This is a genomic window from Vibrio ichthyoenteri ATCC 700023 (assembly GCF_000222605.1).
GTDB lineage: Bacteria > Pseudomonadota > Gammaproteobacteria > Enterobacterales > Vibrionaceae > Vibrio > Vibrio ichthyoenteri.
Genome location: NZ_AFWF01000061.1, coordinates 1 through 11768, shown reverse-complemented (window position 1 = coordinate 11768; position 11768 = coordinate 1). Strand labels below are relative to the sequence as shown.

Below are 11768 nucleotides of genomic sequence, written 5' to 3'. Positions count from 1 at the left end.
GCGTTTTTTATTAGATGTTAAGCAACAATTAGTCAGCTTGGTTTAAGTAAGCTAATACCACTTTGTGGTGATCTTTGGTCTTGAACTTATTGAATACGTGTTCAATGACACCTTGTTCATTAATTAGAAAACTAATACGGTGCAAGCCATCGTAAACTTTGCCCATAAATTTCTTCTCGCCCCAAACACCAAATTGTTCAGCCACAGCATGGTCTTCGTCAGAGAGTAAAGAGAAGTTAAGGTTATCGCGCTCGATGAACTTACCTAAACGTTTAACAGGGTCGATACTCACGCCCAATACCACAACATTGTGTGCATCCAATTCTGCTTTGGTATCACGTAGGCCTTGTGCTTGAACAGTACAGCCTGGCGTCATCGCTTTAGGGTAAAAGTAAAACAGGACTTTTTTACCTGCGAAATCGGCTAAAGAAACCGTATTGCCATCTTGGTCGAGTAAAGAAAAAGCAGGAGCCGCGGTGCCGGCAGTAAGCGTGTTCATAGGAGTTCCTTTTTATTGACTGTTTTTAATGAAGTTCAATGAACCGATGACGCCAAGCTGATGACACAATTCTGAAAAGTCCTCTTGGATTTGCATTAAGTTGCACTCGGAGTCAACCGATGCAGTTAGTGCCAAATGGTACTGATCGTGTTTCGATTGCAATTTATCTTTATCAATCGTTTGTGCACTTAAGGAAGAAAGACCAATGTTCTTTTCGGCAAAAAATTGGGTGAACTTCTCGGTCAAGCCCACTTTATCGTCAGATTCAATAAAGGCTTCCAAGGTATAGCTATTATCTTGGTGTGCATGCTTAGCGGTACGCTTCATCATAGTGATGAGGTCATGCTCTTGCCCGAGCAAAGGCAAGGTCGTTTCGACACGGGTAATCGCAGCATTGTTGCCAGAGAGCAACATGATAAGCGTAAATTCACTACCAAATAGGGCAATGCGGCTGTCAATAATATTGCAGCCAGCGCGAGTAACGAGACCAACGACTTGGTTACATACCCCTGGACGGTCACTGCCTACCGCTGTAATTACCAGATGCTGAGTCATACTATCACTTCAATGTTTGTACTTATGATTAATCGGTTAGCTTAGCATATTTAATGGTCAGGAAAATGGCGCGCTTGATCAAATTATGAGTAATCAAAAACATTTATCGGAAAATTGATAACGGATTTAAAGGCTTTTAGGACGTTTTTTATACCCAAAAGAGGGTGTCTACCAGGTGCATAATGACTCTGAAAAAGGCTGAATCAGCGGTTGGTTAGTTGATCTTAGATCGCGAGTTAAAGCGAGTATCACTAATTTAGTTGAGTAGAATTGGTCGATGAACAATATGACACAGATCTGAATTCTGCCGCTTGGCGGTTATTAGAAAGAAATATTCCCGTAAATAGATGATTTAAGCCCCCTTAAGCGCTTGTCTTTTTTCATCGCCTTACAGTACCATGCAGAAAGTATCAAATTTAGGGAGAAGGACATGTTTTCAGGAAGTATCGTTGCGTTAATCACACCTTTTAATCTTGATGGCGAAGTAGACTACGTAAGCCTGAAGAAACTGGTTGATTACCATGTAGCAGCGGGTACTGATGGCATCGTTGCTGTTGGCACCACCGGAGAGTCTTCAACTTTAACTATCGAAGAGCATGTTAAAGTCGTATCGAAGACGGTTGAGTTCGCTGAAGGTCGTATCCCTGTTATCGCTGGCACTGGCGCAAATGCGACTCACGAATCTGTGACGTTTAGCCGTTTACTTAATAACTCCGGTATCGCGGGTTGTCTGAGTGTGACGCCATATTACAATAAGCCGACACAAGAAGGTTTGTACCTTCACTACAAAGCGATTGCTGAAGAAAGTGATTTACCACAAATTCTGTATAACGTACCTGGACGTACTGCGGTTGACCTTCTTCCAGAAACCGTCGCGCGTTTAGCCGAAATTGACAATATTGTTGCTTTAAAAGATGCGACCGGCGATTTAAGCAGAATTGCAAAACACCGTGAACTTTGTGGCGAAGATTTTATCTTACTAAGTGGTGATGATGCGACGGGACTTGATTTTGTTCGTCTCGGCGGCCAAGGCGTTATTTCTGTGACCAACAACATTGCTGCTCAAGATATGGCAACCATGTTCCGTTTGGCTCAAGAAGGTCGCTTTGAAGAAGCGGAAGTCATCAACCAACGTTTAATGCCTTTGCATAAGAAACTGTTTATCGAATCAAACCCTATCCCAGTAAAATGGGCAGCGCATAAGCTTGGTTTGATTGAGTACAGCGGTTTACGCTTACCATTGACTGAACTGGCAGAAGCATCGAGACCTATCGTTGCTCAAGCGATGTCAGAAGCTTGCATTTACTAAATTTAAGGACTGCTGAAGCGTGAAGCTTCAGCATTTATTTATCAGGAGTTTCAATGAAGTTGTCATCCCAGCTAGTCGTTAGTTCACTAGCTGTTTTTGTTTTAAGCGCATGTTCAGGCAGTGCCAGTCAGCGCCGCCAAGCTCAAGATGACTTTGAGTACCTCAACACGCCACCGATGAAAGAATGGCAGTCGCTTAAAGATGCGGCACCAAAGTTCTACACCAATTACATCATCCCTCAAGGAGATTTTGCTGGTGGCATTGGTAGCCAAGTGGATATTCGACCACCACAGCAGATCCTAGAATTGATTCCAGGCGCTCGTATTGATCGCACCAATGGTGATGTGATGATTTGGCTACTGGACCGTGATGAAGCGGATAAAGTATGGCAAACCGCAGAAACCTTGCTAGACGAGCGTAATATCGAGATTCGTGAAAAAAGTGATTCTCGTATTGAAACGGAGTGGGTGACTTGGGTTTCAGAAGACGAAGATGCACCGCTATCGGCGCGTTATGAAATGTCTCGCTCTACCGCCAATGGGCGTCAAGTTTTGAAGCTGTCACTGATTGATTGGCGCCAAGGTTCTGAGCAGGTACCTGTTAGCTTGACCAATAAAGAACGTTATAGTGCACTCATGAGCAACCTAGTTGCGGCGCGCTATGATCTTGATGTGCGCTTAGAAGCTGAGCGTAAAGCGAGTGAGTTGGTGAAACATATTCCTATTTCGATGGGTACTGACCGTTCAGGCTTGCCAGTCATCATCGCCCGTGCACCTTATGATGTATTGTGGGCGCGTTTGCCAAAACTGTTGCCTGAAATGGGTTTCAACATTGAAGAGCGCAACCAATCACAAGGTACGGTGAAAGCGAAATACGTTGAGCCGGATGATGAGTTTTGGGCTGAAGTGGGCGTGAAGCCAATTGAGCTTAAATCGATTAGTTACACCTTCCTATTTGGTGATCTTGGTAACCGTACTTCAATTAACGTGACTGACCCTGATGGGAAACCGGTTGAAGAAGATCTACTGAAAGATATGGTGCCTGTGTTAGCGGCTATGGCGAGTAAGCACCAGTAGTAATACAAGCACAATAGCAGTAATAAAAAAAGCTGACCCTTGGGTCAGCTTTTTTTGTGCTTATATTTTTAAATCGAAGTTCAGGATAAACCGATAGAAAATGTCTAAGTCAATCTAGCGACATCCATCTAACTACTGCGAGCTAATTACAGCAACCTAACTACAACACCATTGCGGCAATCCAACCGAAGATAATCAGTGGGATGTTGTAGTGGATAAACGTAGGAACAACGGTTTCCCAGATATGTTCATGCTGGCCGTCAGCGTTTAGTCCCGATGTTGGACCCAACGTTGAATCTGATGCTGGCGAGCCTGCATCACCAAGAGCTGCCGCTGTGCCGACCAGCGCGATGGTTGCCATTGGCGAGAAGCCGAAGGCCGCAGCGAGCGGGACATAGATAGTGGCAATGATTGGAATGGTTGAGAATGATGAACCAATCCCCATTGTCACTAGAAGGCCAACGATGAGCATTAATAGGGCTGCTAGTGGCTTGTTGTCGCCAATGCTGGTGGACAATGAAGCAACTAACGTTTCCACGCCACCAGTCATTTTCATCACCGCGGCAAAACCAGCCGCTGAAATCATGATAAAACCGATCATTGCCATCATGTGAACACCTTTGGTGAACACATCGTGAGTCTCTTTCCAAGCAATCACACCGCCAAAGGTAAATACCATGAAACCGGCTAGAGCACCGATGATCATTGAGCCGGTTGTCAGTTGAACCGCCAAAGCGGCAATAATACCGAGTATCGCGATAACGATATTCTTCTTATTGATCTCCTGAGTAGCTTGGGCTGCTTTGGTATGGCTGGTTTCTGCGTACTCACGCGGTTTGCGGTAAGTAAAGAAAATCGCCGTTAGTAGGCCGAAAATCATGCCGGCTGCAGGCAGCAACATTGCGGTAGGGATCTGACTTGCAACAACGTTATCAAGGCCGTTTTCGCGCAGGTTCTTCAGCAAAATATTGTTGAGGAATATACCGCCAAAACCAATTGGTAGCACCATGTATGGCGTGATCAAACCAAAAGTCAGAACACACGCAATCATGCGGCGATCAAGCTTTAGCTTAGCAAATACACTCAGTAGTGGTGGGATCAAAATTGGGATAAAAGCAATATGAACGGGAACTACGTTTTGCGATGACATAGTGACTAACACCAGTGCAACTAGCACGGCGTATTTAAGCCCCGTGGTCGCGGCACCATTTTCTTTACCGTTTAGGCGACGAATCACACTGTTTGCCAGTAGATCAGTGATGCCCGAGCGAGAAATCGCAACGGCAAAGGTACCTAACATCGCGTAGCTCAATGCGATGGTTGCACCACCACCAAGGCCACTTTCAAAAGCTGAGACAGCTTCGTTTAAGCTCATGCCTGAAACTAGGCCACCAACAATGGCACTGAATGTAAGTGCTACCACTACATTCACGCGCATCAGCGCTAGTATCAGCATGACACAGACAGATATTACTACAGGATTCATAGTTAACTCTTTAGTTGTGTTTGTACTCGTCCTAATTGAAGTTGTAGCCGTCGAGTCTTGCTCCGCTTATCTGATCACAGAGTTAACTATGCTGATAAGTCGCGCAGGCTTATTGTCAGGCAGTCTCTTCAAGTTGTTTGAGTTTCGATTGTTATTATTTTGTGTTTTCAGCCTCTGAATCCACAAGCGGCCAGCCTCCAAGAGCTTTCCACTTATTGACGATACCGCAGAACAGATCGGCTGTTTTTTGCGTATCGTACAGTGCTGAATGGGCTTCTTTGTTGTCAAATTCCATCCCTGCTGTTTTGCAGGCTTTAGCCAGAACGGTCTGACCGTAAGCAAGGCCGCTAAGAGCAGCAGTATCAAAAGTGGCAAAAGGATGAAACGGGACTCGTTTTAACTTGCTACGCTCACTGGCCGCCATAACAAAATTAAGGTCAAAAGTGGCGTTATGCGCAACGATAATCGCTCGGCTGCAATCGGCTTCTTTTTGTTCTTTACGCACTTGGCGATAAATTTCTTTTAACGCTTCAGATTCAGCAATTGCGCCACGCAATGAACTGAAAGGATCACGGACGCCAATGAACTCCAACGCCTCTTTTTCTAAATTAGCCCCTTCAAAGGGCTCAACATGGAAATGAAGAGTTGACGCTGGATGGAGATCGCCGTTTTCGTCCATTTTTAAGGTAATGGCACAAATTTCTAATAGCGCATCAGTCTGGGCGTTAAATCCAGCAGTTTCGACATCGATAACCACTGGGAAATAGCCGCGAAAGCGTTTTTTGAGCGTCAATGCTTCGTTTTCTACAGTCATGTTGTAATAAATTAGTGTGACAAGGTTTGCATTATTGCAGATTCTAACTTCAATACCAATCAACATTAATTTGCATTTTCGCCTTGTTAAGCGTGTGCTTTTTAACCATGTGATGTAAAGCACGTAAGTTGCGTAACCATATTGGTTAACTTATCAGCTAACAATGATTAAATAAGTTAGAAACAAGAAAAGTTGGCGGGGATTTTGCTTGTTCTGTAGCATGGACATAGTCACCCTCGCACAAGAGGCAAGGCTGTGCCGCCAATGAATACCAAAATAGAGAACCATAACGTCATGAAAATGCGCATTGTCACCACTCTTGCATTATCCATTGCTACTTTTAGCTCAAGCGCTTGGGCTATGGATAAAGCTTATGGCGCAACCCCTGGACAATCGAAGTGGCAGATGGTGGCTAATACCCCGCTTGAATGCCAGCTCGTTCATCCGATCCCCAATTATGGTGATGCCGTTTTTTCAGCGCATGCGAGCAAAAAAATCAACCTTGATTTCGAACTGAAAATGAAGCGTCCAATGGGCGAAACCCGTGATGTTTCATTGGTCTCTATGCCACCAGCATGGCGACCGGGTGACAGCGCCGATCGCATGACCAATATTCGTTTTTTCAAACAGTTTGATGGTTATGTCGGTGGGCAAACGGCTTGGAGTATTCTCAGTGAGTTAGAGAAAGGCCGCTATCCAACATTCGGCTATCAAGAGTGGCAAAGTGGCGATCAGCGAGTGGAAGTTGCTTTGTCATCGGTATTGTTCCAGCAATCGTATAACGTATTTAGTGATTGTATTGCCAACCTATTGCCTTACAGCTTTGAAGATATCGCCTTTACTATTTTGCATTATGATCGCTCAAGCGTGCAGTTGAACAAAGCCTCGCAAAAGCGTTTAGCACAAATTGCTGAGTATATCCGTTACAACCAAGATATAGATTTGGTTCTCGTTTCGACTTATACCGACTCTGAAGACAGTAAGAGTGAAAGCCAAGCACTATCTGAGCAACGTGCAGATGTATTGCGTACCTATTTTGAATCAATTGGCTTGCCAGAAGATCGAATTCAAGTCCAAGGCTACGGTAAGCGTCGTCCTGTTGCGGACAATGCTTCACCACTCGGTAAAGACAAGAACCGTCGTGTTGTCATTTCGTTGGGACGAACGCAGGTTTAGTTCCATCAGAACCGCCATACGAGAAAAACCAGCCTGAAGGCTGGTTTTTTGTTGGTGCCGTTCGGTGAAGGAACCGCACTTATTGGGGGGATCTTTCTTGTGCACATTGCTGAACACTGGCGTACCTGGTTGGTATTAATGCAGGCGGAATTTGGCAATCAGGTTGCAATTGGTCGCACTATCGATGTTTTGTACTAAGCGGGCAATTTTAGGGTTTGGATGGCGTTTCATAAAAGCAACTAGGGCTTTTTTACAGCAACCCATTGAATCAACAAAAGCATCACAGTCAGTGTTTGGGCATTGGGGAACTAATGTGAGGACTTTTTCAGAGGCGAGCTTGAGGTATTTTAGTTCGTATTTGACGTCGCCCATCACGCGCCAGAAATTGGCCAGATTATGACAAGAGACAACGGAAATAAGCAATCGGTCTTCGACATCGATGTGTTCCGCGAGGCTGATTTCTTCACTGACGGTCAGTGCTTGCTGGTAGTGTAAAACACCGCGCAGGTGATCGTTGTCTTGCAATGCGGTGTCAGCAAGCAGTGTATGTTTCTCCCAGTCTGAAATCTCCATTTCCCAACATTTATCATATTAGTCATACTCTAAGATGAACAGATGTTAAGTGACAATCATTATCATGTAAAGCAAATAAAAAAGGGCAACCTAAGTCACCCTTGTCGGCTTCACTTATTTGAAGATGGCTTGGTAATTAGCCTTCTAAACCTGCAGAGGCTTGAGAGTTTTGAATCAACTCAATCATGTAGCCATCTGGATCTTTTACAAAAGCAATGTGAGTGCTACCACCTTTCACTGGGCCCGCTTCGCGCGTGATGTTACCGCCAGCCGCTTTAATCACGTCGCAGGTTGCGTAAATATCATCAACCCCAATAGCAACGTGACCAAACGCGTTACCGAGATCATATTCACTGGTGCCCCAGTTGTAAGTCAATTCAATCACCGCACCTTGCGACTCATCACCATAGCCAAGGAAGGCAAGGGTATATTCGTACTCAGTGTTATCATTTTTACGTAATAGCTGCATGCCCATTACGTTGGTGTAGAACTCGATAGATTTATCTAAATCGCCGACACGCAGCATGGTGTGTAGAATGCGTCCGTTTGACATAATTTGCTCCCAATATAATTCTGTTTAAATATTACCACGAAGCTTTCTGTTATGTGGCAATGATTTAGCGATTAACCCCGCCAATCACGTATAAAAAAGCAGCCACTCGGCTGCCTTAATTACACGTCAGTTTTTTCTTTAAACTCACACAAGTCTTCGATGATGCAGCTGCCGCATCGTGGTTTACGCGCAACACAAGTATAACGGCCATGTAGGATCAGCCAGTGATGTACATCGACCTTGAACTCTTTCGGTACTACTTTGAGAAGTTTTTCTTCGACCTGATCAACGTTTTTGCCCATGGCAAATTTAGTGCGATTGGAAACGCGATAAATATGCGTATCAACGGCGATGGTCGGCCAACCAAAAGCGGTGTTGAGTACCACGTTGGCGGTTTTGCGTCCAACACCAGGCAGCGCTTCTAAAGCTTCTCGGTTTTCAGGAATTTCGCCGCCGTGCTGCTCTAACAAAATTCGACACGTTTTAATCACATTTTCGGCTTTCGAGTTGAATAAGCCAATGGTCTTAATATAGTGCTTCACACCATCAACGCCCAAGTCGAGAATGGCTTTTGGTGTGTTAGCTACGGGATATAGCTTATCGGTGGCTTTATTCACACTAACATCGGTCGCCTGTGCAGAAAGCAAGACGGCAATGAGTAGCTCAAACGGTGAACTCCAGTTGAGCTCGGTCTGGGGGTGAGGGTTGTTGTCTCTAAGGCGCGTAAGTATTTCAACGCGTTTGGTATTGTTCATTTTTGCGTTACTTCCCGTGTATAGATAGTTTTGCACTCGGAGAAACAGAGAGTTGATTCGCTGTCTCTCCAAGCGTTTTGCTATCAGGCCAATATCTCTATTTTTTATTATGATTGAGATGGGCCGATTTGATGATGCTTAGTTGGTTACTCGTACTCGCTCTATGCTAGGTTTGTCTTGTTTTGGTTGGCGCTCGGCCAATTTTTTATCAATGACATTTTTCAGGGCAATCAGCAGGCCGACACCAATGAAAGCGCCAGGAGGTAGCAGTGCTAATAAGAAGCTGCTATCAAAATGGAATATTTCAATACGCAGTGATTTTGCCCAGTCGCCCAGTAGCAGATCGGCACCATCAAATAGGGTTCCATTACCGATAATTTCGCGCATAGCACCAAGTACAACCAGAACGCTGGTCATGCCCAATCCCATCCACAATCCATCCAATGCTGCTGGAATGGGATCATTTTTGGATGCAAATGCTTCGGCACGACCAATGATGATGCAATTGGTTACGATCAGTGGAATGAAGATCCCCAAAGAAAGGTATAGGCCATAGGCGTAGGCATTCATTAATAATTGCACGCAAGTAACGAGAGCGGCAATGATCATAACAAACACGGGAATACGCACTTCTTTTGGTACATAGTCGCGAACTAGAGAGACGGTGACATTTGATCCCACCAGTACAAGTAAGGTCGCAATACCTAGACCTAATGCATTGGTGATGGTTGATGACACCGCCAGCAGTGGGCATAGGCCAAGTAGCTGAACGAGGGCAGGGTTGTTATCCCACATGCCATCTTTAAACAGTTTTTTTGAATCAGCCATTATTTTCTCCTCCACAATTACGTGGTTGAGCCAGTAATTGTTGACGATTTTGGTTGATGTAATCAACGGTACGTTTTACCGATTTAACCACCGCGCGAGGTGTGATTGTTGCACCGGTAAATTGATCAAATTGACCGCCATCTTTACGAACTTGCCAGCTTGATTGGTTATCTTCGGTTACCTTCTTACCAGTAAAGCTTAAAATCCAATCGCTGACACGCAGATCAATTTTATCACCCAACCCTGGCGTTTCTTGATGAGATAACACGCGAGTTCCTAGCACAGTGCCATCTTGCTGCACTGCCACAATCACTTTAATTGCCCCGTTATAACCATCGGGTGCGATAGCCTCAAGGGCGATCGCACTTGGCTGACCATTTAGAGTCGCAATATAAGCGGGCATCGCTTGTGTTGTCCCCAAGGCGGGATCAGACACCAAGGTACAAGCTTGGTATAAACTATTGTCATGTAATTCGGTTGGAATCACTTGATTGAGTACAGAAAGCAATTGTTTTTGTTCCTGTAACTGAATTTGGTCTTTGGTTAAATATTGAGTTAAAGCCACTAAACCAGTCGATGCACAAGCAAAGATAGCCAGCGTAAGCCCATTTTTACGAATAGCGTTTAACATGTGGTTCCTTAATGGCCATAGGTGCGAGGTTTGGTGTAGTAATCAATCAGTGACACGCACATATTCGCGAGTAATACGGCAAATGCTACGCCGTCAGGGAAGCCACCCCAACTGCGAATAATGAATACCATCGCGCCAATAAAGGCACCAAAAATCAATCGACCTTTCACTGTTGTGGAGGCAGAAACTGGGTCTGTCGCAATAAAGAACGCACCTAGCATCGTCGCACCAGAGAACAAGTGGACCAGCGGAGACGCTGTTTGGTCAGGCGTGAATAGCATAAATAGGCTACTAATAACCAACAAGCTAGCCAAAAAGCTGACCGGAATTTGCCAGTTGATCACGCGCAGTTTGATCATGGCGATACCGCCAACTAAGTATGCGAGATTCACCCATTGCCAGCCGATACCAGCAAAAGCACTGAATTGTGGTTGAGCCATCGCTTCACTTGCCGTGCTTCCTGCGACTAAGGCCGTTTTGAAGCTATCTAGTGGCGTTGCCATGGTAATACCATCGATACCGGTGCGGATTTGCTGTAGTGACAAGCCTTCCACATCATAGCCAGTAAAGATCAGCGAGAAAGCGTCGGCAGAGCTTATCGATGTGCTTTGTAACTCAATCGGCGAAATCCAACTGGTCATCTGTAAAGGAAATGAAATTAGCAGTACCACATAAGCAATCATCGCCGGATTAAATGGGTTTTGTCCGATACCACCATACAGTTGTTTGGCGATCACAATGGCAAAAACAAGACCAATTGCGATGATCCACCATGGAGAAAGGGGTGGGATTGCCACCGCAAGTAACCATGCTGTGACCAGTGCGCTATTGTCACGCAGTGCTGACATTGGTGAGCGCTTACGTAACAGCATTACGACTGCTTCAAGGCTCAATGCAATAATAATTGCGAGCACTAATTGAATCAGTGTTCCCCAGCCAAAAAAGTACGTTTGGGCAATAAGGCCCGGTAGGGCACAAAGTGCCACCCACTTCATTAAGTCAGGAGTGCTTCTGCGGCTGTGCGCATGGGGTGAGCTGGCAATAAAGAAGGCCACTACTCTTTCTCCTCAGATTGTTTTTGTTGTTCTTGTTGTGCTTTACGTGCTTTGGCACGAGCAATGGCAGCAGCTACGGCCGCTTTTTTTGTATCGTCTGCGTTCGGTGCGTCAGTGACTTCGCTTTTGGCTTCCGTTTGAGTTGTCGCATCGTCGGCTTCAACAGGCGCAGTTGCTTGTTCTGCCTTGCGTGCTTTAGCACGAGCAATGGCAGCAGCTACGGCCGCTTTCTTCGCATCGTCTGCGCTCGGCGCGTCAGTGACTTCGCTTTTGGCTTCCGCTTGAGTTGTCGCGTCGGCTTCAACAGGCGCAGTAGCTTGCTCTGATTTACGTGCTTTGGCACGAGCAATAGCAGCGGCAACCGCGGCTTTCTTCGCATCGTCTGCGCTCGGCGCGTTAGTGACTTCGCTTTTGGCTTCCGCTGGAGTTGTCGCGTCGTCGGCTTCAACAGGCGCAGT

The 11768-nt window shown here is 45.5% G+C and carries 13 protein-coding genes and 1 pseudogene; 3 read left to right on the top strand and 11 right to left on the bottom strand.

From position 1 onward, the window contains the following. Positions 1-28 precede the first annotated feature (28 nt). Positions 29-499, bottom strand: coding sequence for a thioredoxin-dependent thiol peroxidase (bcp, locus tag RH85_RS05750; protein WP_006711266.1), 471 nt, complete (start codon positions 497-499; stop codon positions 29-31). A 12-nt stretch (positions 500-511) separates the two neighbouring features. Then, positions 512-1054: a glycine cleavage system transcriptional repressor gene (locus RH85_RS05745; RefSeq protein WP_006711265.1), complete on the bottom strand. Its 543-nt coding sequence runs from the start codon at positions 1052-1054 to the stop codon at positions 512-514. A gap of 430 nt (positions 1055-1484) precedes the next feature. Between RH85_RS05745 and dapA the strand changes: the two genes are divergently transcribed. Together dapA and bamC are read left to right on the top strand one after the other, a co-directional pair. Then, positions 1485-2363, top strand: a complete 879-nt coding sequence (gene dapA, locus RH85_RS05740) for a 4-hydroxy-tetrahydrodipicolinate synthase (protein WP_006711264.1) — start codon at positions 1485-1487, stop codon at positions 2361-2363. A 53-nt stretch (positions 2364-2416) separates the two neighbouring features. Further along, positions 2417-3439 (top strand): outer membrane protein assembly factor BamC, encoded by a 1023-nt coding sequence (gene bamC / locus RH85_RS05735; RefSeq protein WP_006711263.1) that lies wholly within the window; start codon positions 2417-2419, stop codon positions 3437-3439. Positions 3440-3599: 160 nt separating this feature from the next. Here bamC and RH85_RS05730 read toward each other — a convergent pair whose 3' ends face one another. Both RH85_RS05730 and rnt read right to left on the bottom strand, forming a co-directional pair. Then, positions 3600-4925 carry a Na+/H+ antiporter family protein gene (locus tag RH85_RS05730; protein ID WP_006711262.1) on the bottom strand — a complete coding sequence of 442 codons (1326 nt, stop codon included), beginning with the start codon at positions 4923-4925 and terminating at the stop codon, positions 3600-3602. A 154-nt stretch (positions 4926-5079) separates the two neighbouring features. Continuing rightward, positions 5080-5739, bottom strand: a complete 660-nt coding sequence (gene rnt, locus RH85_RS05725; RefSeq protein ID WP_006711261.1) for a ribonuclease T — start codon at positions 5737-5739, stop codon at positions 5080-5082. Between the two features lie 294 nt (positions 5740-6033). On the opposite strand from rnt, the gene motY reads away from it, so the two are divergent. Next, the gene (gene motY, locus RH85_RS05720) at positions 6034-6915 is read left to right on the top strand and encodes a flagellar protein MotY (protein WP_006711260.1); all 882 of its coding nucleotides are present in this window, start codon (positions 6034-6036) and stop codon (positions 6913-6915) included. A 135-nt stretch (positions 6916-7050) separates the two neighbouring features. Here motY and RH85_RS05715 read toward each other — a convergent pair whose 3' ends face one another. From RH85_RS05715 to RH85_RS05685, 7 genes and pseudogenes are all read right to left on the bottom strand, one after another. Then, entirely contained in the window at positions 7051-7488 is a 438-nt protein-coding gene (locus tag RH85_RS05715; protein ID WP_006711258.1) for a DUF2753 domain-containing protein, read from the bottom strand. A 136-nt stretch (positions 7489-7624) separates the two neighbouring features. Further along, a complete protein-coding gene (gene gloA / locus RH85_RS05710) occupies positions 7625-8041 on the bottom strand; it encodes a lactoylglutathione lyase (protein WP_006711257.1) in 417 nt (138 codons plus the stop codon). A 119-nt stretch (positions 8042-8160) separates the two neighbouring features. Next, positions 8161-8796, bottom strand: coding sequence for an endonuclease III (gene nth, locus RH85_RS05705; RefSeq protein WP_006711256.1), 636 nt, complete (start codon positions 8794-8796; stop codon positions 8161-8163). A 138-nt stretch (positions 8797-8934) separates the two neighbouring features. Continuing rightward, positions 8935-9624, bottom strand: a complete 690-nt coding sequence (locus RH85_RS05700; RefSeq protein ID WP_006711255.1) for an electron transport complex subunit E — start codon at positions 9622-9624, stop codon at positions 8935-8937. Beyond that, on the bottom strand, positions 9617-10255 hold the full coding sequence (gene rsxG, locus RH85_RS05695) for an electron transport complex subunit RsxG (protein ID WP_006711254.1): 639 nt from the start codon (positions 10253-10255) through the stop codon (positions 9617-9619). Before rsxG ends, RH85_RS05700 begins: the two co-directional genes overlap by 8 nt. A gap of 8 nt (positions 10256-10263) precedes the next feature. Then, the gene (gene rsxD, locus RH85_RS05690; RefSeq protein ID WP_006711253.1) at positions 10264-11310 is read right to left on the bottom strand and encodes an electron transport complex subunit RsxD; all 1047 of its coding nucleotides are present in this window, start codon (positions 11308-11310) and stop codon (positions 10264-10266) included. After that, positions 11310-11768, bottom strand: a pseudogene (locus tag RH85_RS05685) (electron transport complex subunit RsxC); the annotation flags it as partial. The pseudogene RH85_RS05685 and the gene rsxD, both read right to left, overlap by 1 nt.

What these genes read in the sequence shown, in the direction of transcription:
- bcp (WP_006711266.1), bottom strand. Translation starts at nt 499, where the DNA reads ATGAACACGCTTACTGCCGGCACCGCGGCTCCTGCTTTTTCTTTACTC.
- RH85_RS05745 (WP_006711265.1), bottom strand. Translation starts at nt 1,054, where the DNA reads ATGACTCAGCATCTGGTAATTACAGCGGTAGGCAGTGACCGTCCAGGG.
- dapA (WP_006711264.1), top strand. Translation starts at nt 1,485, where the DNA reads ATGTTTTCAGGAAGTATCGTTGCGTTAATCACACCTTTTAATCTTGAT.
- bamC (WP_006711263.1), top strand. Translation starts at nt 2,417, where the DNA reads ATGAAGTTGTCATCCCAGCTAGTCGTTAGTTCACTAGCTGTTTTTGTT.
- RH85_RS05730 (WP_006711262.1), bottom strand. Translation starts at nt 4,925, where the DNA reads ATGAATCCTGTAGTAATATCTGTCTGTGTCATGCTGATACTAGCGCTG.
- rnt (WP_006711261.1), bottom strand. Translation starts at nt 5,739, where the DNA reads ATGACTGTAGAAAACGAAGCATTGACGCTCAAAAAACGCTTTCGCGGC.
- motY (WP_006711260.1), top strand. Translation starts at nt 6,034, where the DNA reads ATGAAAATGCGCATTGTCACCACTCTTGCATTATCCATTGCTACTTTT.
- RH85_RS05715 (WP_006711258.1), bottom strand. Translation starts at nt 7,488, where the DNA reads ATGGAGATTTCAGACTGGGAGAAACATACACTGCTTGCTGACACCGCA.
- gloA (WP_006711257.1), bottom strand. Translation starts at nt 8,041, where the DNA reads ATGTCAAACGGACGCATTCTACACACCATGCTGCGTGTCGGCGATTTA.
- nth (WP_006711256.1), bottom strand. Translation starts at nt 8,796, where the DNA reads ATGAACAATACCAAACGCGTTGAAATACTTACGCGCCTTAGAGACAAC.
- RH85_RS05700 (WP_006711255.1), bottom strand. Translation starts at nt 9,624, where the DNA reads ATGGCTGATTCAAAAAAACTGTTTAAAGATGGCATGTGGGATAACAAC.
- rsxG (WP_006711254.1), bottom strand. Translation starts at nt 10,255, where the DNA reads ATGTTAAACGCTATTCGTAAAAATGGGCTTACGCTGGCTATCTTTGCT.